Genomic DNA, 19,952 nt, shown 5'->3' on the forward strand with positions numbered 1-19,952 from the left:
GATCGCGGGTCATTGTGGTGCGGACGGGCTTAATGTCAGCGTGTGCCGGGTCGGGCCGGGCAGGAACTTTGTGGCGCGGCCCTGCACCCAGTCGGCGTGGCCGGCGCCCCAGAACGGCGACAGTGGGTGGCCGCTCTGGCCGCCGGGCATGTGCACGATGCCGTCGGCCTCGTGACCCGGTGCCACCACCATGCGCTCGGAGGCGCCGAACGCCGGGCGCTGCACCCGCGGCATGTCGTCGTCGCCGGGCAGCGGCGTGTCCGGCATGCACAGCCAGCCGCGCAGCGGCGCTGGCAGGCCCTGCGCCAGCGGATGGCAGATCGCCGCACGGTTCTCCTGGCCCCAGCGGCGTGTGTCCAGCGGGCCATCGGCCTGCAGGTGCGTGCGCACCTCGGCGGCGGCGTCTTCCAGCAGCGCCTGCCAGCTGCCGTAGCGGCGCGGCAGCAGGTGCAGCGGCTGTTGCTGCAGCAGCGGCCAGGCCACGCCTTCCAGTTGCGGCAGCGCCGGTGGCGCGGCATCGGCGTCCGATCCTGTAGGTGCCGGCGCGATCAGGCCGTCGCGGATCCGGGTCAGCACCGCCAGGCGCCAGGCGCGCACCAGGGTATAGCTCACCGATCCGGTGCTGGCGCGGCCCTCCCAGTGCTTGGCCGCTTGCGAGATGGCGTGCAACGCCGGCGTCGCCGCACCGGCATCGCGTTGCTGCAGCAGCGCCCACCAGCGCTGCAGGAACAGGGCGCGGTCGTCGAGCTGGATCGCTAGCAACTGCGGTTCGTTCAGCCGCGGATGCAGGCGCAGGTCGTCGCGGATCTGCTGTGCGCGTGCGCCCAGCGCGTAGCCGCCGTCGCCGAGCGGTGCCAGTTCGGCGCCGCCGACCACGCGGGCATTGGCGGTCCACAGTTGCCCGTCGGCGGGGTCGATGCGTTGCGGCGACTGGCTGGTGGACAGCGGCCATGGCGCGCAGCGCGCCTGCGCCGGCACTGTCGCACGCACGTCGTGCATCACCGCATCGGCCGCGCAATGCGGGCCGCGCAGCGGCAGCGGGCCGAGCACGCGCCAGCCGATATGGCCGTCGCGGTCGGCCAGCACCAGGTTCTGCGCCGGCGTGGCGATGCGTTGCGCGCGGGCGAAGGCGTCGGGGAGGGACGTGGCGCGGGCGAAGTCGGCCAGCCCCAGATTCAGCGCACCCGGCAACTGCGCGGCCCAGCGCAACGCCAGCGCGCTGCCGTCGGGTTCGTGTTGCAGGATCGGGCCATAGGCGGTGTCTTCGACCTGCAGTTCGGTGTCGGGGGCGCCCGAGACCTTGATCCGTTCGCGATGCACGCTGACCGGCGTGCAGCCGGGCTGCGCCACCGCGGCGCACGGGGTGAGCCGGTACCAGTCGGCGGTATCGGCATAGCTGTTGGTGAACCCCCAGGCGACGTGACCGTTGCTGCCGACAATCACCGCCGGCAGGCCGGGCAGCGAGAATCCGGACACGTCCACGCGGCCGCCCGGCGCCTGCGCATCGGCATAGCGCAGGCGCACGCGGAACCACAGGCTGGGCGCGCGCAGGCCCAGATGCATGTCGTTGGCGACGATGGCGCGGCCGTCGGCGGTGCGGCTGCCGGCGATCGCCCAGTTGTTGCTGCCGGGCGCGCTGGTGGCGACCGCCTCCGTCGCGGCGGGGGCGGGCGCGTCCGCCAGGCGGCGCAGATCGACCTGATCGGCGGAGGGCAGCGCCGCGTCGCCGCGCACGCTGCCGTCCAGTGTCGCGTCCCAACTGCTGCCCTCGTGGCGAAGCAGGGCGTACAGCGGCGCCGGCAAGCGCTGCTGCAGACGGTACAGGGCCAGCTTGCGTTCGAGCTGCTTGCCCTGCAGGTCGAAGTACATCGCCTGGCCGGCCAGCGCCGAATCCACAGGCTGCCAGTCGCGCGGCGCGGCGAACAGCATCAGGTAAGGCCACGGCCGTATCCGCAACGCGTGCAGGCCCTGGTTGACGCCGGCGCTGTAGGCCTGCAAGGCCGCCGCGTGCTGGCCGGCGAACGCGGCCAGTTGCGCGCTGCTGCGCGCGCGCAGGCGATGCGCCCGCCGTGCCTTGTCCACGTCCAGCGCGTGCGGGCCGACCAGTTCGGACAGCTCGCCGGCGGCCGCGCGGCGCAGCAGATCCATTTCGAAGAAGCGTTCCTGCGCGTGCACGTAGCCGAGCGCGCGCATCGCATCGGCCTCGTCGGCGGCATCGATGGTGACCACGCCCAGCGCGTCGCGCTGGATGCTTGCCGGTGCGCGCAGGCCTTGTAGCGGGGCCTTGCCGTCGAGCGTGGCCAGGCTGCCGCGCAGCAGCAGCCAGATGCCCAGCGCCACGGCCGCCGTCAGCAGCAGCGTCCCCAGCAGCAGGCGTTTCCATCGACCGCGCATCGTCTCTCTCCGGTGGGCAAGTCTTCGATTCTAGACACGACTGCGTGTCGTTCCCGCGTAGGCGCGGCACGCTGTGCGCGGGGTCACGCATCGTGGGTGGTGCGACTCGGGATGTGAATGATTCCGATTGGAACGCGGCGCGGCGGCATCGGGCACTATGGCGCCCTCAGTCGACCCCACGGAGCCCGCCCCATGAAGGGACACCCCGACGTTGTGCAATGCCTCAAGGAGCTGCTGCGCGGCGAACTGGCCGCGCGCGACCAGTATTTCATCCACTCGCGGCGTTACGAGGACCAGGGCCTGCTGGCGCTGTACGAACGCATCAACCACGAGATGGAAGAGGAGACCGAGCACGCCGATGCGCTGCTGCGGCGCATCCTGTTCCTGGAGGGCGACCCGGACATGCGCCCGCATGCCTTCGAACCCGGGCGCACGGTCGAGGAGATGCTGGAGAAGGATCTGAAGGTCGAGTACGAAGTGCGCGCCAATCTGGCCGCGGGCATGAAACTGTGCGAGCAGCACGGCGACTACGTCAGCCGCGACGTGCTGCTGGCGCAGCTGCGCGACACCGAGGAAGACCATGCCTGGTGGCTGGAACAGCAGCTCGGCCTGATCAAGCGCATCGGCATGGCGCTGTACCAGACCTCGAAGATCGACGGGCACGTGTCCGGCAAGGACGCCTGATCCGTCCGTGCGCCTCCCACATGCGGGAGGCGCCGATGCACTGAGCGGGACCCATCCCCGCCATCGCGGCCGTGCCATCGCCGGTCGCTTCTGACCCGCCGATCGTGCCGGTCGCCACAACTCTCGCTGGCCCGCACCGGCGCTGCCGACCTTCGCGGGCGATAGTGCGCATGGCGGTGTCGCGGCGGTTGCTGCTGCAGCAAGGCCGCAACGACTGCCGACACGCCTTCTGCCCTTCTCGTTTCCTGACGCCGCCGATCGGGTTCGGCCGCGCGCGGCCGCGTGGCTGGATGGCGTGGCTGGCGCATTCGCTCGGTTCGCAGTGCGACGCCATGGCGATCGGACGAGCCGATCTGTCGTCGCCGTCCTCGCCGATGGCTGTTGCAACGCCGCAAAAATCGGCCGTCGCACGCATGTCGCTGTATCCGCGAACCCTTGAAATCCCGGCGTTTGCGCGCCTCGCCACGTCCGTGGCGAACGCCGCGCGGGCAATGCTTGCAAAACGATAGTTATCGCTATACGGTAGTTTTCACTACTTAATTGCGCGATGGCGAGGGGGCGTTCGATGCAGGCGAGTCCGGGAATGAAGCGGTACGGCGTGGTCGGTGTGGTGGTCGCGGGATGGCTGCTGGCGACCGCGCCGGCGTGCGCCTCGCCGGCCGCGGCGCAGGGGTTGTGGCTGACCGCGGCCAAGGACGCGGTGGTGGAGTTCGCGCCGTGCGCGGATGCGGCCACGGCCTTGTGCGGACGCATCGTCTGGGACAAGGACGCCGGCACCGCCACCGATACCTGCGGCGTGCAGATCGCACGTCTGGGGCGCGAGGACGGCGATACCTGGCGCGACGGCTGGGCCTTCGATCCGCGCAGCGGCAAGCGCTACAAGGCCACGCTGCGCGCCAGCGGCAAATCGCTGGACCTGCGCGCCTTCGTCGGGGTGGAAGTGCTCGGCGAGACCGAACGCTTCACCCGCGTGCAGACGCTGCCCAGCACGCCGGTCTGCGCGACGTGATTCACCCGCCGCGCGCGCAACGCGCCGGCGTCATCGATGTGCGGGGGCCAGCGACGGCCGCCGCGCGTCCCACCTTCCTCAGCGAACAGGGGAGATTGAGATGACCGCAGTCCGCTTCATGGCGACCCTCGCGGGCGCACTGGCCCTGCACGGCGCGTGCTGCGCCCGGGCCCAGGCCCAGCAGGCCGACGCCGATGGCATGGTCAATTACGAGTTCCAGAACCAGATCAAGCTGATGAGCGAGCAGCGTACGCGCGGCGTGTCCGACTCGCTGATGCGCCCATCGTTGAAGTGGACCACCCAGTTCGTGCACGCCAGTGGTTTCGTCGCGCTGCTGGAGGTGGCCAAGGTCAGCAAGAAACAGTTCCTCGACGGCGACGGCCTGGGCATCACCGCCGCGGCCGGCTACCGCTTCGGCAATCCCGATGCCTGGCATGCCGGCGTCGGCCTGGCCACCGAGCGCTTCCCCGGCGCCAGCTTCCTGGCCCCGCACCGGATCGACCTGGAGACGGGAACGCCCGAGGACATCCGCCGCACCGACTACGACAGCAATTTCGGCGTGCTCGAACTCGGCTACGGCGCGGTCGAGGGCCGCCTGCTGTACGTGTTCTCCAAGACCTACCGTGGTGCCGACACCGGCGGCGTGTGCGCGCAGATCCTGCAGTTCGCCGCCGACCCGACGACGGCGCTGCGCTGCTTCGCCCGTGGCGAGCACGACTCGCGCGGCACGCTGCTGGGCGATCTGAACTACCAGACGCCGCTGCTGCCGTCGGTATTGCCGTCGACCACGCTGCGCCTGCACGCCGGCTACCAGAAGCTGCGCAACTTCAGCGAGGGCAGCTTCGCCGACTACCAGATCGGCGTCACCCACAAGCGCTGGGGCCTGGACTGGAACCTGGACTGGGTCAGCACCCGGGTCAACGCGCACGAGCTGTACTGGGTGCAGGACGGTGCGCGCATCCGCAAGACCGACGGCGACACCCTGGTGGCCTCGATCGGCTACACGTTCTGACCGATGCGCAGCGAACTGCTCGATGCCGACCGGGGCGGCGACCAGCCGCTGGTGCTGGCGGTGGACCTGGGAACCTCCGGCTGCAAGTGCGCGCTTGTCACCCTGGACGGCCAGGTGATCGCCTGGGCCTTCGAACCGGTGCCGCTGCACGTGCATGGCGTCTGCGCCGAGCAGGATCCGCGCGACTGGTGGAACGCGTTGCTGGTCACCGCGGCGGCGGTGCTGCAAGGCAGCGAGGCGTTGCGCCGGCGGGTGACCGCGGTGTGCTGCTCGACCCAGGGCGAGTGCACCGTGTGCGTGGACCGCGACGGCCGCGCGCTGGGCAACGCCATGCTGTGGCTGGACATGCGCGGGCAGGCCGCGATCGCGCGGCGCCTGCGCGGGCGTTGGCTCAACGTGCGCGGCTATGCGCCGCTGAAACTGCTGCGCTGGCTGCGCCTGAGCGGCGGCGCGCCGGCCGGCAGCGGCAAGGATTGCGCCGGCCATATCGCCTACCTGCGCGACCACGAGCCGCTGCGCTACCAGCGCACGCACAAGTTCCTCAACGCGCTGGACTATCTCAACCTGCGCCTGACCGGGCGCTTCTGCGCCACCGCCGATTCGGTGCTCACCACCTGGGTCACCGACAACCGCGACCCGATGCGCATCCGCTACGACGACGGCTTGCTGAGGCTGCTCGGCATCGAACGCGACAAGCTGCCGGAGCTGGTGGCCTCCACCGAGGTGCTGGGACCGCTGCTGCCGGGCGTGGCCGCGCAACTGGGCCTGTCGCCGCAGACCCGGGTGATCGCCGGCGCCATCGACAACTCGGCGGTGGCGGTGGCCGCGGCGGTCGAGGACTACGCCGCGCATCTGTATCTGGGCACCTCGTCGTGGCTGGGCGCGCACGTGCCGCGGATGAAGACCGACGTGTTCAGCAACATCGCCGCGGTGCCGTGCGCGGTTAGCGGGCGCTACCTGGCCACCGCGCTGCAGTCCACCGCCGGCGCCAACCTGTCGTTCCTGCGCGACCGCATCCTGTTCCATCCCGACGAACTGCTGCGCGACGAGGAACGCCCGGACGTGTACGAGGTGCTCAACGTCATCGCCGCGCGCGTGCCGCCCGGGGCCAACGGCCTGGTGTACATGCCGTGGCTGTTCGGCGAGCGCACCCCGGTGGAGGATCACAGCCTGCGCGCCGGGCTGGTCAACCTGTCGCTGATGCACACCCGCGAGGACATCATCCGCGCCTTCATGGAAGGCGTGGCGCTGAACACGCGTTGGATGATGGAGCCGTTCGCGCGCCTGCTCGGCCGCGATCCCGGCGTGATCGCCGCGGTCGGCGGCGGCGCGCAGTCGGACCTGTGGTGCCAGATCATCGCCGACGTCAGCGGCCAGCCGATCCGGCAACTGCACAACCCGATCCAGGCCAATGCGATCGGCGCCACCTTCATCGCCGGCGTCGGCCTGGGCCGGCTGCGCTTCGCCGACCTGCCGGCGCTGCAACGCGCGCGCCGGGTGTACGAGCCGTCGCCGCTCACCCGCGCGCTGTACGACGACCGCTATGCGATGTTCCGCGAATTGCAGCGCACGCTCGCGCCGATCTACCGGCGCATGAATCCCGTTCCCGAATGCGTGCCGGAGGTTCCCCAGCATGTTTGCCCATGAACAACGCATGCGTGTGGTCGCGCTGTGCGTGGAGCTGTCGCGGCGCGGCTACCTGGCCGGCACCGGCGGCAATGTCGCGCTGCGCCTGGATGCCGAACGCTTCGCGGTGACGCCGTCGGCCATCGATTACCTGGCGATGCGCGCCGAGGACATCTGCGTGGTGGGCCTGGCCGACCTGCGGCAACTGGACGGCGCCGCCACGCCGTCGGTGGAGACCGGCCTGCATGCGCAGGTGCTGCGCCGCCGGCCCGACGTGGCCTGCAGCATCCACACCCACCAGCCGGTGGCCAGCGCCTGCGCGCTGCTGGGTGCGGCGCTGACGGTCGAGGATCCGGCGTTGCAGGCAACGATCGGCACGCGCGTGCCGATGGTCGGCTACTTCCCGTCCGGCACCGGGCTGCTGGCTTGGCTGCTGGCGCGGCAACTGCGCGCGTCGAGCAACGCCTACCTGATGCGCAACCACGGCGTGCTGTGCTGTGGCCGCAGCCTGGAGCAGGCGGTGGCCGCGGTCGATGCGCTGGAGCAGCTGGCGCGCGATCACCTGGCGCGCCGCATCGAACGCCGCGCGCTGCACGACGCCGGCCTGGCCGCGCCGTTGCGTGCCGTCCTCACCGCCCTGGAGGCCTGACCCCATGCACGCCCTTTCCGTTTCCGCTCCCCCGAACCCGGCACCGACCATGAGCCAGACCCCCGCCATTTCGCAATGGCCCGATGTGGACCAGTTGTACGCACGCTTCCATGCACTGGTGAACCAGCCGATGCGGCCGATCGGCGCCGCCGGCATGGCCAAGGTGATGCGCTATTTCGACGCGCGCTGCCAGGGCTCAAGGCGCCTGGGCGAGGCGGCCAAGCAGGTGATCCCCGGCGGCGTGCAGCACAACCTGGCGTTCAATCATCCGTTCCCGCTGGCCATGCACAGCGCCGAGGGTGCGTACCTGACCGACGTCGACGGCAACCGCTACATCGACTTCCTGCAGGCCGGCGGCCCGACCCTGCTCGGATCCAATCCGCCGGAACTGCGCGAGCACGTGCAGGCGGTACTGGACCAGTGCGGCCCGGTGACCGGCCTGCTGCACGAGTACGAGGTCAAGCTGGCCGAACTGGTCTGCGCCAGCATGCCGGCGGTGGAGATGCTGCGCCTGCTCGGCTCCGGCACCGAGGCGGTGATGGGCGCGGTGCGCCTGGCCCGCACCCACACCCGCAAGAAATGGATCATCAAGATCGGCGGCGCCTACCACGGCTGGAGCGACCAGTTGGTGTACGGCATGCGCCTGCCGGGCACCGGGCGCATGGAGGCGATCGGCATCCCGCGCGGCGCCACCGCCTACACCCAGGAATGCCATCCCAACGATCTGGAGGCATTGCGGCGCAAGCTGCAGTTCAATCGCCTGCGCGGCGGCACCGCGGCGGTGCTGCTGGAACCGCTGGGGCCGGAGAGCGGCACGCGGCCGGTGCATCACGACTACAACCGGCAGGTGCGCAAGTTGTGCGACGAGTTCGGCGCGCTGCTGATCTTCGACGAAGTGGTCACCGGCTTCCGGCTCGGGCCGGGCGGTGCGCAAGGCTACTTCGGGGTCCTGCCGGACATCACCGTGCTCGGCAAGTGCCTGGCCGGCGGCTATCCGATGGCCGGCGCGATCGGCGGTCGCCGCGAGGTGATGATGAGCCTGGTCGGCGGCATCGGCACCACCGCGCGGCGCGCCTTCGTCGGCGGCACGCTGTCGGCCAATCCGCTGTCCTGCGTGGCCGGTTACCACGCCTTGCTGGAAGCGCAGCGCAGCGACGCCGCCGGCCAGGCCGGCCGCGCCGGCGATCGCCTGCGGCAGGGCCTGGAGGCGATCATCCGCCGTCTCGGCCTGCCGTACGTGGTCTACAACATGGGCTCGATCGTGCACCTGCAGACCTCCGGCGTGCTGCTGCTGGACACCGGCAACCTGTACAAGCTGTGGCGCGTGCGCAACGAAGCCAAGGAGCGCAAGCACATGATGGAAGAGATGGGCGCGGCGTATTCGGCGCACGGGCTGATCACCCTGGCCGGCAGCCGCATCTACACCAGCCGCGCCGATACCGATGCGGTGGTGGACGAGGCGCTGAACCGCTTCGACGACGTGTTCAAGCTGGTGTAGCGCATGCCCACCGTCCCGCAGATCGAAGCACTCTGGCTGCACACCCGCGCGCGGCTCGTGGCCAAGCGCCTGCTCGGCGACGACGCGGCAGCGCTGGCGCTGCGCTGTCCGGGCAGCACGGCGATGTGCTGTGGCGCGCTCGAGGCGGAGCGGCCGCAGTGGCTGGACTGGCACGACCCGGCGCTGCCGGCATGGGCGCAGGTGCACGCTCAGGTGTATGCGCGGCGTCCCGATGTCGGTGCCAGCGCCTGGTCGGCCGGCGCGTTCGGCCACCTTCTGGCCAATGTCGGCGGCGTGTTGCCGCAGGTGTTCGACGAACAGGCGCGGCACATCGGGCCGATGCCGGCGCCGTTTCCTGCGCTCGACGCGTTGGCGACGGCCGCGCCGGGCAGCGGCAGCGTCCTGCTGTTCGGCGGACGCCCGCTGTGTCTTGGCATCACCGCGCAGCGGCTGGCACTGAACGTGGAGTTGTTCGAGAAATGCGCCAAGGCCTATGTGCTTGCCGCGGCCACCGGCGGGCAGGTGCGGGAGCTGCCCTGGTGGGTGCGGCGCATCGCCAACGGGCGGCTGCGCAAGGACCAGGTGCGTGCCGCCGCGGCCTTCGCCGCGGGCGAACTGCCGGCCGAGAGCAAAGGCTACTGAGGGTCCATCGCGATGACCGCCACGCCATCCCCGTCTTCCGTCGCATCAACCGCCGTCCAAGCGACACGTCCGCTCGCTGCGGCCTTGTCGATCGGCGCCATCGCGCTGCTGATCCTCGGCGTGCAGCCGATCGTGCTCGGCGCACTGGTCGAGCAGCACCTGATCACGCTGCCCGGCGTGGGCGTGGTGGCGATGGGCGAGATCATCGCCCTGGGCATCGGCGTGGCGCTGGGCGATGCGCTGCTGCCGGTGTCCTGGCAACGCACCACGGCGGTCGTGGCGGCGTTGCTGGCCGCGCTGCTGAACCTGGCCACGGTACAGGCACAGGGCGATGCGGCGTTCGTCGCGCTGCGCGCCGTCGCTGGCCTGGCCGAGGGCCTACTGGTCTGGGTGGCCACCGTCAGCATCGTGCGCGCGGCCACACCGGACCGGATCACCGCGGTGTTCATGGTGCTGCAGGCGCTGGCGCAGATCGCGCTGGCGGCGGCGCTGGCGCTGTGGGTGTTGCCGGCGGCCGGCTGGCAGGGCGGTTTCGTCGCCATGGCCGCGACCTGCCTGCTGGTGCTGCCGCTGGCGGCGGCACTGTCGGTGCCGGCAAGCCTGGCTCCCGCCGCCGATGCACAGTGCGCGGCGACCGCCACCGCCAGGCTGCGCTGGTCGCCGGCGACGCTGGCGCCATTGCTGGTGGCGTTCCTGCAGATGTCGGCGATCGGCGCGCTGTGGGCCTACCTGGAGCCGCTGGCGTTGCGCGCGGGGCTGGACGCGCACGCGGCGCAACTGCAGACCTCGTGGGTGCTGGGCATGCAGATCGTGGGTGGTCTGGCGGCGATCTACTGGGTGCGCCGGCTCTCGGTGACGGCGACCCTGACCCTGGGCAGCGTGGCGCTGTGCCTGGTGGCCGCGGCGATGTACCGGGTTCCCGGCAATGCGGCGCTGGGCTTTGCCGCGGTGTGCGTTGCGTTCGGCTTCGCCTGGATGTTCCTGATGCCGTTCCATGTCGGCCTGGCGCTGCGTGCCGATGCGCAGGGGCGGGTGGCGGTGCTGGTGCCGGCCGCGCAGTTGATCGGGTCGGCCTGCGGGCCGTTGTTGGCGTCGCTGCTGCTGCACGCCGACGATCCGGCGCCGGTGCCGCTGGTCGGTCTGGGCTTTGCGCTGACCGCGGCGCTGCTGGCGCTGTGGATCGGCCGGCGGCAGCGCCGTCCGGCCGTCGTGGAGGCAGGCTCGCATGCGGGCTGATGGTGGTGGCCGTGCGAGCGCGCTGGTCGCTGCGGTGACGCGCTTCCGTCGGCCGCGCATGGCGCAGGGCAGGAGACTGCCAGGCACCGGGCGATGGCCGATGTCCGCCAAGCAGGAGCGCGGCGATGGCGCCTGAGCCCGTGCTGGACGCCCCACCGGAGACGGTCGCGGCGCTGTTCGCCGCGCAGCAGGCCATCGCGCTGGCCTGGCGCGGCTCCTCGGCGAACACGCGGCGCGCGCATCTGCGTGCGCTGCGCGATGCCTTGCTGGCGCGACGGCAGGCGCTGATCGCCGCCTTCGCCGCCGATTTCGCCAAGCCCGCACTGGAAGTGGAATTGACCGAGCTGCTGCCGGTGGTCGACGAGATCGCCACCGCCATCGCGCAGCTGCCGCGCTGGATGCGTCCGCGCAAGGTCTCGCCCACCTTGCTGGCCCTGGGTACGCGCGCGCGCATCGCGTTCCAGCCCAAGGGCCGCTGCCTGATCATCGGGCCCTGGAACTACCCGGTGGCCACCGTGCTGGGGCCGCTGGTGTCGGCGCTGGCTGCCGGCAACACGGCGCTGATCAAGCCCTCCGAGTTCACCCCGCAGGTCAACGCGGTGCTACAGGCGGTGCTGGACGAGGCATTCGCACCGGAAGAAGTGGCCCTGGTGCAGGGCGGCGCGGCGACCGCGCAGGCCTTGCTGGCCTGTCCGTTCGACCATGTGTTCTTCACCGGTTCGGCGTCGGTCGGCCGGGAGGTGATGGCCGCGGCGGCGCGGCAGCTGACGCCGGTGACGCTGGAACTGGGGGGCAAGTCGCCGGTGATCGTCGACCGCAGCGCCGACCTGCGTCTTGCCGCCGAGGTGATCGTCTGGGCCAAGCTGGTCAATGCCGGACAGACCTGCATCGCGCCGGATACCTTGTTCGTGCATCGCGACGTCAGCGCGCGCCTGCTCGCACACTGCCGCGCCCTGCTGGCGCAGCGCTACGGTGCCGACGCGCAGGCGGTCGCCTCCAGCCCGCACCTGGCGCGCATGATCCACCCGGCGCATGCCGCGCGGGTGGCCGCGCTGATCGACGAAGCGCGCGCCGGCGGCGCGCAGTTGCTGGCCGGTGGCGAGCACGACGCGGAGCGCTGCTACGTGGCGCCGACGCTGCTGGCGCAGGTGCCGGCGCAGGCGCGGATCGCGCAGGAAGAGATCTTCGGTCCGGTACTGCCGGTGGTCGAGTTCGCGCGCCTCGACGAGGTGCTCGATCGGCTCGACGTCGCGCCCAAGCCGCTGGCGCTGTACCTGTGGAGCCAAGACCGTGCCGGCATCGCCCAGGTGCTGGCGCGCACCAGTTCCGGCAGCGCGGTGGTCAACCACTGCCTGCAGCAGTTCGTGCACAGCGGTTTGCCGTTCGGCGGGGTGGGCGCCTCGGGATTCGGCAGCGCGCACGGCGTGCACGGCTTCCGCACCTTCTCGCACGAACGCGCGCTGCTGCGGGGCGGCCGCCAGCCGATCGTCAAGGCGTTCTTTCCTCCGTACACCACGTTGCAGCGGCGCTTGGCGGCCGGCCTCAGCGGTTGGCTGGCACGGCGTTGAGCGACGCTGCCGGTGTGCCAGCGGCCGGCGCGGTAAGATGCGATATCGGCGCGTGCCGCGACGTCGCGGCGCAGCCCGCGCACCCATTGCCGCGGCGATGCGTGCCGTCAGGCTGGCGACGTGCCGCCACCGCGGCGCCTGCTGCTTCACCACCATCGAGATCCCATGCCCGCCGACACGCCGCGTTCCCCCGCACCGCACCGCCCGCGCCTGACCGGGAACAAGGTGCCGGCCCAGCATCGCGCCACCGAGACCTACGAACAGATCCTCTCGGTCACCGCGCAACTGCTCGGCGACGTCGGCGTGGAGCGGCTGTCCACCAACCTGGTGTGCGCGCGTGCCGGGCTGACGCCGCCGGCGCTGTACCGCTATTTCCCCAACAAGTACGCGCTGCTGTCGGAACTGGGCCGGCGGCTGATGGAGCGGCAGAACCAACTCATCCCCAAGTGGATCACCCTGCATGCGATGAGCGGCACGCGCGAGGAATTGCAGCGCGCGCTGGCCGGGTTGGTGCTGGATACCTACCGCGTCACCAAGGCGACCGAGGGCGGTGTCTGGGTGCTGCGCGCATTGCGCGCGGTGCCGGCGCTGCAGCAGGTGCGCCTGGAGTCGCATGCGCAGGTGACCAAGGGCCAGGTGCGCTTCCTCAGCGAGGCCTTCCCCGACGCCGACCCGCGCCAGTTGCGCCTGGTCAGCCGCATCGTGGTCGACCTGATCTATGCCACGGTGGAACTGTTGTTCGATACCCGCCTGAGCGCGCGCGCGGTGGCCGACACGGTGGCGGCGATGATCGCCAGCCATATCGAGCAGTTGCGCGATGCTGCGACAGTAGGCTAGGCGACTTGGACTCGGTCGCTCGGGCAGCCGCGTTGTGCGAGGGGCTTCAGCCCCGACGCGCTGCAGGTGATGCGCGTCGGGGCTGAAGCCCCTCCCACAAAAGCCTCGTGACGTGCAGGTATTGGGGACGCTTGGGTTCGCACGCGATGCGCGTGCAGCCAGTGGTCGCTGTTGCGCTTCAACCGCGACGCTTCAGCGGTAAGGCCTCGCGGCAGAAGCCGCTCCTAAGAGAAGCGGGATGCCGCGCCGTATGCAAACGCTGCACCGGCGCGAAACTCCCATCCCGCATCCCAAATCCCGAATCCCGCGCTTGGCGCCAAGAGCTTACTCCACCGCCAGATCGTCGACCTTCTGCCACCCGCGCGGCAGCAATCCGCCGCGGCTGGCGCGGGCGCCGAGGTAGGCGTCCAGGTCCTTGAACGACAGCGACATGGTGCGTTGGCCGCTCTTGACCAGCAGCGTGTTGCCCGGCGCCACCGCGGCGATCGCCACCACCCGTTCGGTGCTGAGCTTGGCCTTGGGGATGTCGATGATCTTGTTGCCCTTGCCCTTGTCCAGCTCGGGCAGGTCGGCGACCGGGAACGCCAGCAGGTGGCCGGCGCTGGTGACCGCGACGATGCGGTCGCTGCCGGCGCCGCTCACCGGCGCGGGCGGCAGCACCTTGGCGTTCGGGGTCAGGTTGAGCATGGCCTTGCCGGCCTTGTTGCGGCTGGTCAGGTTCTCGAAGCGGGTGACGAAGCCGTAGCCGTGCGAGGACGCCAACACCAGGCGGCTGTCGTTCTCGCCGCTGGCGATGGCCTGGAACGAGGCACCGGCCGCGGGCGAGAAGCGTCCGGTCAGCGGCTCGCCGTTGCCGCGCGCCGAGGGCAGGGTGTGGACCAGGGTCGAATAGGCACGGCCTTCCGAATCCAGGAACGCCACCTGCTGCGTGCTGCGCCCGCGCACCGCCGCCAGCAGGCCGTCGCCGTCGCGGTAGGACAGCGCCGCCGGGTCCACGTCGTGGCCCTTGGCCGCACGGATCCAGCCCTTCTCCGACATCACCACGGTCATCGGCTCGCTCGGCACCAGCTCGGTCTCGTCGATGGCCTGGGCCGCGCCGCGCTGCACCAGCGGCGAACGCCGCGCATCGCCGAACTTCTTGGCGTCGGCCGTCAGTTCGTCCTTGATCAGCTTCTTCAGCTTGGTCTTGCTGGCCAGCAGCGCCTGCAGCTGCTCGCGTTCCTTGGCCAGCGCGTCCTGCTCGCCGCGGATCTTCATCTCTTCCAGCCGCGCGAGCTGGCGCAGGCGCGTCTCCAGGATGTAGTCGGCCTGTTCCTCGCTGAGCGCGAAGCGCGCGATCAGCGCCGGCTTCGGCTCGTCCTCGGTGCGGATGATGCGGATCACCTCATCCAGGTTGAGGAACGCGGTCAGCAGGCCTTCCAACAGGTGCAGACGGCGCTCGACCTTCTCCAACCGATGGTTGAGGCGGCGCACCACGGTGTCGCTGCGGAAGCGCAGCCATTCCTCCAGCAGGGTCTTGAGGTTCTTGACCTGCGGGCGGCCGTCCAGGCCGATCACGTTGAGGTTGACCCGGTAGCTGCGCTCCAGGTCGGTGGTGGCGAACAGGTGGCCCATCAACTGCTCGGCGTCGACCCGGTTGGAACGCGGCACCAGCACCACCCGCACCGGGTTGGCGTGGTCGGACTCGTCGCGGATGTCTTCCAGCCAGGGCAGCTTCTTGGCGCGCATCTGCTGCGCGATCTGCTCGATCACCTTGGACGGCGACACCTGGTAGGGCAGCGCCGTGACCACGATGTTGGCGTTTTCCTTCTGGTAGGTGGCGCGGGCGCGCACGCTGCCATGACCGGTTTCGTAGATCGCGCGCAGGTCGGCGGCCGGGGTGATGATCTCGGCGGTGGTCGGGTAGTCCGGGCCGCGCACGTGTTCGCACAGGTCGGCGACGCTGGCATCGGGATCGTCGAGCAGGCGGATCAGCGCGCTGACGATCTCGTTGAGGTTGTGCGGCGGCACGTCGGTGGCCATGCCCACGGCGATGCCGGTGGTGCCGTTGAGCAGCAGGTGCGGCAGCCGCGCCGGCATCCAGGTCGGCTCGTCCAGGGTGCCGTCGAAGTTCGGCGACCAGTCCACCGTGCCCTGGCCCAGTTCGCCCAGCAGCACTTCGGCGATCGGGGTCAGCTTGGACTCGGTGTAGCGCATCGCCGCGAACGACTTCGGGTCGTCGGTGGAGCCAAAGTTGCCCTGGCCTTCGATCAGCGGGTAGCGGTAGGAGAACGGCTGCGCCATCAGCACCAGCGCTTCGTAGCAGGCGCTGTCGCCATGCGGGTGGTACTTGCCGATCACGTCGCCGACGGTGCGCGCGGACTTCTTCGGCTTGGCCGTCGCGTTCAGGCCCAGCTCGCTCATCGCATAGATGATGCGCCGCTGCACCGGCTTGAGCCCGTCGCCGAGGAAGGGCAGGGCGCGGTCCAGCACCACGTACATGGAGTAGTCGAGGTAGGCGCGTTCGGCGTATTCGCGCAGCGGCAGCTGTTCGAAGCCATGGAAGGCGGGGCGGGCGAGATCGGTCATGCGCAGGAAATACCTATAGGGGAACGCGGCGCCAGGCGCCGCAGGTCAGCCGGTCGATTATCCGGATGCGGCCGGCGATGCCAAGCCGCGCGTGCCGCCGGCGCTGGCCAGGTAACGGGCCGGAGGATGGCCGAAGCGGCCGCGAAAGGCGGTGACGAAGGCGCTGGGGCTGCTGTAGCCGAGCCGGAAGGCGGTGTCGGCGACGCTGGCGCCGTCGCTGAGCCGGCGCAGCGCCTCGGCCAGCCGCGCCTGCTGGCGCCAGCCGGCGAAGCCGAAGCCGGTCTCGTCGCGGAAGTGGCGGCTCAGGCTGCGCGCCGACAGCCCGGCCCAGTGCGCCCATTGCGCCAGCGAGCGGTCGTCGGCGGGGGTTTCCAGCAACTGGGTGGCGATGCGCAGCAGCCGGCGGTCGCGCGGCATCGGCAGGTGCAGATGCTCGACCGGGGCGTTGCGCACCTCGTCCAGCAGCACCGCGCACAGGCGCTGCTGCTCGGCCGCCAGCACCGGCGGCACCCCCCACTGGCTCATCCGCCGCAGCACCTCCCGGAACAGGCCGTTCATGCCGATCACGCAGGTCCGCGGCGGCAGGTCGGCGCAGACGTCGGGGCGGATCAGCACCAGGTAGCTGCGCACCCGCCCGGACACCTGCACCGTGTGCAGTTCCTGCGGCGGCATCCAGCCGGCACAGCCCGGCGGCAGCGACCACTGGCCGTGCGCGGTGCGGGTGCTCAGCACGCCGTCCTCCACATAGATCAATTGCCCGCGCACGTGGCGGTGCCAGTCCACCTCGCGCCGTAGCGACACCGGCGAATGCGCGATGAAGGCCAGCGCGGGCGGGCCATCGGCGCGTTCGAACCACTCCATGGCGCGCGGGTCCAGCGCGCTGTCGGAGCCGACGCTGGCCGGAACGTCGGCCGGCTGGGTTGGCGCGATTTCGATATCCATTGTCCGGATTGTAATACCGAGCCATAGCCGCGCGCCGCTACAGTGCGCTCGCCGTCAGCGTTCCTCTACTGCAACGCAGCATCTAGTTTCCTTGGGGATATTTTCTTGACATATATTTCTAAATGAAAATAATAGGCGCCCATGAACTGCGCTCCCTCCTTTCCTGGCCAGCCCTCGTTCGGCCTGTTGCTGCGCCAGGTGCGTGACGGCCTGATGCGCCGCCTCGACCGCGCCATGGCCGGGCTGGAGCCGGACCTGGGCTTCAGCCACTACATCGGCATGAAGGCCCTGGCCCACATGGCGCCGTGCACCGCCAACGAACTGGCCCAGGCCATCGACCAGAACCCCAGCGCGGTGACGCGCCTGCTGGACAAGCTGGAAGACCTGGGCTGGGTGCGCCGCGAGGCGCACGCGCAGGACCGCCGCGCGTTGCGCCTGGTGCTGACCGACGAAGGCCAGGCGCTGTGGCAGCAGCTCAAGCAGCGCGGCGACGACGTCATCGCCGATGCCTTGCGCGATCTGTCCGCCGACGAGCGCGAGCACTTGTTTTCGCTGTTGGTCCGCGTCCGCGATTCCCTCAATTCGCCCTGAACCCGCCCACATGACTCTGTCTTCTTCTCCCTCCCGCCTGCGCCCGTTCGCGGTCGCGGCCCTCACCCTGGCACTGGCGGCCTGCGCCAGCAGCCGTGGCCTGGAACCGCAGGGGCGCCGGCTCGATGCCGACCGCCAGCTGCACATCGGCAAGACCCTGGCCGCCGACGCGCTGGCGCCAGCGCCGTGGCCGCAGCAGGACTGGTGGAAGGCGCTGGGCGATCCGCAGCTCGACGCGCTGATCGCCGAGGCCCTGCAGGGCACGCCCAGCCTGGACGCGGCCGATGCGCGGCTGCGCCTGGCGCAGGCCCAGGCCGGCGCGGCCGATGCCGACCGCGGCGCCAAGCTGTCGCTGTCGGCCGGCTACACCGGCCTGCAACTGCCCAAGGGCCTGGCCGGCGACGAGATCGGCGGCAAGTACATCCACAACGAGCAGGCGCTGCTGAACTTCAGCTACGGCTTCGACCTGTGGGGCGGCAAGCGCGCCTCGTGGGAGGCGGCGGTGGACCAGGCGCATGCGGCCGAGGTCGACGCGCAGGCCGCGCGCCTGGACCTGTCGGCCGGCGTCGCCCGCGCCTATGCGCAACTGGGTTACGCCTGGCATCTGTACGACCTGGCCGGCGCCGAACTGGCGCGCTCGGAGAACAGCCTGAAGCTGGTGCGGCAGCGCCGCGATGCCGGCATCGACAACAACCTGCAACTGCGCCAGGCCGAGGCGCGGGTGCCGGCGGCGCGCCAGCAGCAGGCGGCGGCGCAGCAGCAGATCGACGAAGCGCGCACCGCCCTGGCGGCCTTGCTCGGCCGCGGCCCGGATCGCGGGCTGCAGATCGAGCGCCCGCGCCTGCTCGACCCGCAGGTCGCGCGGGTGCCGTCGGTGCTGCCCAGCGACCTGCTCGGCCGCCGGCCCGACGTGGTCGCCGCGCGCTGGCGCGTGGAAGCCGCCTCGCAGGGCATCCATGCGGCCAAGGCGCAGTTCTATCCCAGCATCAATCTGACCCTGCTGGGCGGCGTCGCCGCCACCAATCCGGGCGACCTGTTCAAGAGTTCGTCGGTGCTGGGCCTGCTCAGCCCCGGCGTGAGCCTGCCGCTGTTCGACAGCGGGCGGCTGCGCAGTCAGCTGGCCGAGCGCGATGCGCAGTACGACCTGGCGGTGGCCAACTACAACCAGACCCTGGTGGCGGCGTTGCGCGAGGTGGCCGATCAGGTCAACGCCGCGCGTTCGCTGGCCGAGCAGGCGCAGCAGCAGGCGCAGGCGCTGCAGACGGCACAGGCCGCCTTCGACCTGTCGCAGCAGCGCTACCGCGCCGGCATCGGCAACTACCTGGACGTGCTCAGCGCGCAACAGCAGTTGCTGGACGCGCAGCAGCGCCTGGCGTCGCTGCAATCCAATCAGATCCTGGTCTCGGTGCGCCTGAATCAGGCGCTGGGCGGCGGCTACGACGCCACCTCCGCCGCCGATGCGCCGAGCTCTTCTTCTTCCGCACCTTCGCATTCCTGAGATCGCTGCAATGAATCAGACAACGACCCCCGCTTCCTCCGCTCCCGCCCCCAGCCGGCGCGGCAAGCTGCTGCGCGGCCTGGCCGTGGTAGTGGTGCTGGTGCTGATCGCGCTGGCGATCTGGTATTTCCTGGTCGGCCGCTGGCACGAGGACACCGACGACGCCTACGTGCAGGGCAACCTGGTGCAGATCACCCCGATGGTGGCCGGCACCGTGGTGCGCATCGACGCCGACGACGGCATGCGCGTGGAGCGCGGCCAGCCGCTGGTCAAGCTCGACCCGGCCGACACCGAGGTCGCCCTGCAGCAGGCCGAGGCCAATCTGGCGCGGACCGTGCGCCAGGTGCGCGGTCTGTACCGCTCGGTCGAGGGCGCCCAGGCCGAACTGTCCGCGCAGCAGGTGACCCTGCAGCGCGCCCGCGCCGACGTCGCCCGCCGCGCCAGCCTGGTCGCCACCGGCGCGATCTCCGCCGAAGAGCTGGCGCATGCCCGCGATCAGCTGGCCGCCGCCGAAGCCGCGGTCAGCGGCTCGCGCGAGACACTGGCGCGCAACCGCGCCTTGATCGACGAGAACGGCGTGGCCGACCAGCCCGACGTGCAGGGCGCCGCCGCGCAGGTGCGCCAGGCCTTCCTCAACAATGCCCGCAGCGCCATCGTCGCGCCGGTGGCCGGCTACGTGGCGCGGCGCTCGGTGCAGGTCGGTCAGCGCGTGCAGCCCGGCACCGCGCTGATGGCGGTGGTGCCGCTGAACCAGGTGTGGGTGGACGCCAACTTCAAGGAAACCCAGCTCAAGCACATGCGCCTGGGCCAGCCGGTGGAACTGGAGTCGGATGTGTACGGCAGCGCGGTGACCTACCACGGCACCGTGCAGAGCCTGGGCATCGGCACCGGCAGTGCGTTCTCGCTGCTGCCGGCGCAGAACGCCAGCGGCAACTGGATCAAGATCGTGCAGCGCGTGCCGGTGCGCATCGCCATCGACGCCAAGCAGCTGGAGCAGCATCCGCTGCGCATCGGCCTGTCGATGAAGGCCGACGTCAACCTGCATGACCAGAACGGCGCGGTGCTGCCGACCAAGCCGGCCAGCGGCACGCTGCTGGATACCGATGTGTATGCGCAGCAGCTGCAGCAGGCCGATGCGGCCGTGAAGCAGATCATCCACGCCAACCTGCCCGACGCCGCCAAGGCGAACTGAGCCCGG

The 19,952-nt window shown here is 70.8% G+C and carries 17 protein-coding genes; 14 read left to right on the top strand and 3 right to left on the bottom strand.

Annotation, left to right across the window (positions count from 1 at the left end):
* Positions 1–9: 9 nt before the first annotated feature.
* Positions 10–2,394, bottom strand: coding sequence for a penicillin acylase family protein (locus ACHWVH_RS06150; RefSeq protein ID WP_394686845.1), 2,385 nt, complete (start codon positions 2,392–2,394; stop codon positions 10–12).
* Positions 2,395–2,586: 192 nt separating this feature from the next.
* On the opposite strand from ACHWVH_RS06150, the gene bfr reads away from it, so the two are divergent.
* The 11 genes from bfr to ACHWVH_RS06205 all read left to right on the top strand — a co-directional run bounded on the left by bfr (position 2,587) and on the right by ACHWVH_RS06205 (position 13,155).
* The gene (gene bfr / locus ACHWVH_RS06155; RefSeq protein WP_026143459.1) at positions 2,587–3,078 is read left to right on the top strand and encodes a bacterioferritin; all 492 of its coding nucleotides are present in this window, start codon (positions 2,587–2,589) and stop codon (positions 3,076–3,078) included.
* Between the two features lie 170 nt (positions 3,079–3,248).
* The gene (locus tag ACHWVH_RS06160; protein WP_295927812.1) at positions 3,249–3,587 is read left to right on the top strand and encodes a hypothetical protein; all 339 of its coding nucleotides are present in this window, start codon (positions 3,249–3,251) and stop codon (positions 3,585–3,587) included.
* Between the two features lie 74 nt (positions 3,588–3,661).
* The gene (locus tag ACHWVH_RS06165; RefSeq protein ID WP_295927810.1) at positions 3,662–4,087 is read left to right on the top strand and encodes a DUF2147 domain-containing protein; all 426 of its coding nucleotides are present in this window, start codon (positions 3,662–3,664) and stop codon (positions 4,085–4,087) included.
* A gap of 118 nt (positions 4,088–4,205) precedes the next feature.
* The gene (locus ACHWVH_RS06170; RefSeq protein WP_295927946.1) at positions 4,206–5,099 is read left to right on the top strand and encodes a TorF family putative porin; all 894 of its coding nucleotides are present in this window, start codon (positions 4,206–4,208) and stop codon (positions 5,097–5,099) included.
* Between the two features lie 3 nt (positions 5,100–5,102).
* Entirely contained in the window at positions 5,103–6,746 is a 1,644-nt protein-coding gene (locus ACHWVH_RS06175; RefSeq protein ID WP_295927808.1) for an FGGY-family carbohydrate kinase, read from the top strand.
* Complete coding sequence (locus tag ACHWVH_RS06180) at positions 6,733–7,374, top strand: class II aldolase/adducin family protein (protein ID WP_295927806.1); 642 nt, start codon at positions 6,733–6,735, stop codon at positions 7,372–7,374. Before ACHWVH_RS06175 ends, ACHWVH_RS06180 begins: the two co-directional genes overlap by 14 nt.
* Positions 7,375–7,423: 49 nt before the next feature.
* Positions 7,424–8,872 (top strand): aspartate aminotransferase family protein, encoded by a 1,449-nt coding sequence (locus ACHWVH_RS06185; protein WP_295927804.1) that lies wholly within the window; start codon positions 7,424–7,426, stop codon positions 8,870–8,872.
* Between the two features lie 3 nt (positions 8,873–8,875).
* Complete coding sequence (locus ACHWVH_RS06190) at positions 8,876–9,514, top strand: hypothetical protein (RefSeq protein WP_295927803.1); 639 nt, start codon at positions 8,876–8,878, stop codon at positions 9,512–9,514.
* 84 nt (positions 9,515–9,598) lie between these two features.
* Positions 9,599–10,750 (top strand): MFS transporter, encoded by a 1,152-nt coding sequence (locus ACHWVH_RS06195; protein WP_295927800.1) that lies wholly within the window; start codon positions 9,599–9,601, stop codon positions 10,748–10,750.
* A 125-nt stretch (positions 10,751–10,875) separates the two neighbouring features.
* Positions 10,876–12,318: an aldehyde dehydrogenase family protein gene (locus tag ACHWVH_RS06200; RefSeq protein WP_394686846.1), complete on the top strand. Its 1,443-nt coding sequence runs from the start codon at positions 10,876–10,878 to the stop codon at positions 12,316–12,318.
* A 165-nt stretch (positions 12,319–12,483) separates the two neighbouring features.
* Positions 12,484–13,155 carry a TetR/AcrR family transcriptional regulator gene (locus ACHWVH_RS06205; RefSeq protein ID WP_394686847.1) on the top strand — a complete coding sequence of 224 codons (672 nt, stop codon included), beginning with the start codon at positions 12,484–12,486 and terminating at the stop codon, positions 13,153–13,155.
* Positions 13,156–13,479: 324 nt separating this feature from the next.
* Here the strand turns inward: ACHWVH_RS06205 and parC are convergent, their stop codons facing one another.
* Together parC and ACHWVH_RS06215 are read right to left on the bottom strand one after the other, a co-directional pair.
* A complete protein-coding gene (gene parC, locus ACHWVH_RS06210) occupies positions 13,480–15,723 on the bottom strand; it encodes a DNA topoisomerase IV subunit A (protein ID WP_279363543.1) in 2,244 nt (747 codons plus the stop codon).
* A gap of 57 nt (positions 15,724–15,780) precedes the next feature.
* The gene (locus ACHWVH_RS06215; protein WP_394686848.1) at positions 15,781–16,665 is read right to left on the bottom strand and encodes an AraC family transcriptional regulator; all 885 of its coding nucleotides are present in this window, start codon (positions 16,663–16,665) and stop codon (positions 15,781–15,783) included.
* A 141-nt stretch (positions 16,666–16,806) separates the two neighbouring features.
* On the opposite strand from ACHWVH_RS06215, the gene ACHWVH_RS06220 reads away from it, so the two are divergent.
* Genes ACHWVH_RS06220 through ACHWVH_RS06230 form a run of 3 tightly spaced genes read left to right on the top strand, consistent with a single transcriptional unit; the run spans position 16,807 to position 19,946 of the window.
* The gene (locus ACHWVH_RS06220) at positions 16,807–17,256 is read left to right on the top strand and encodes a MarR family winged helix-turn-helix transcriptional regulator (RefSeq protein WP_026144760.1); all 450 of its coding nucleotides are present in this window, start codon (positions 16,807–16,809) and stop codon (positions 17,254–17,256) included.
* A 10-nt stretch (positions 17,257–17,266) separates the two neighbouring features.
* Entirely contained in the window at positions 17,267–18,754 is a 1,488-nt protein-coding gene (locus ACHWVH_RS06225) for an efflux transporter outer membrane subunit (RefSeq protein ID WP_017910993.1), read from the top strand.
* Positions 18,755–18,764: 10 nt separating this feature from the next.
* The gene (locus ACHWVH_RS06230; RefSeq protein WP_017913465.1) at positions 18,765–19,946 is read left to right on the top strand and encodes an efflux RND transporter periplasmic adaptor subunit; all 1,182 of its coding nucleotides are present in this window, start codon (positions 18,765–18,767) and stop codon (positions 19,944–19,946) included.
* Positions 19,947–19,952 lie beyond the last annotated feature (6 nt).

The organism is uncultured Xanthomonas sp. (genome assembly GCF_964278005.1).
Taxonomy (GTDB): Bacteria; Pseudomonadota; Gammaproteobacteria; order Xanthomonadales; family Xanthomonadaceae; genus Xanthomonas_A; species Xanthomonas_A sontii.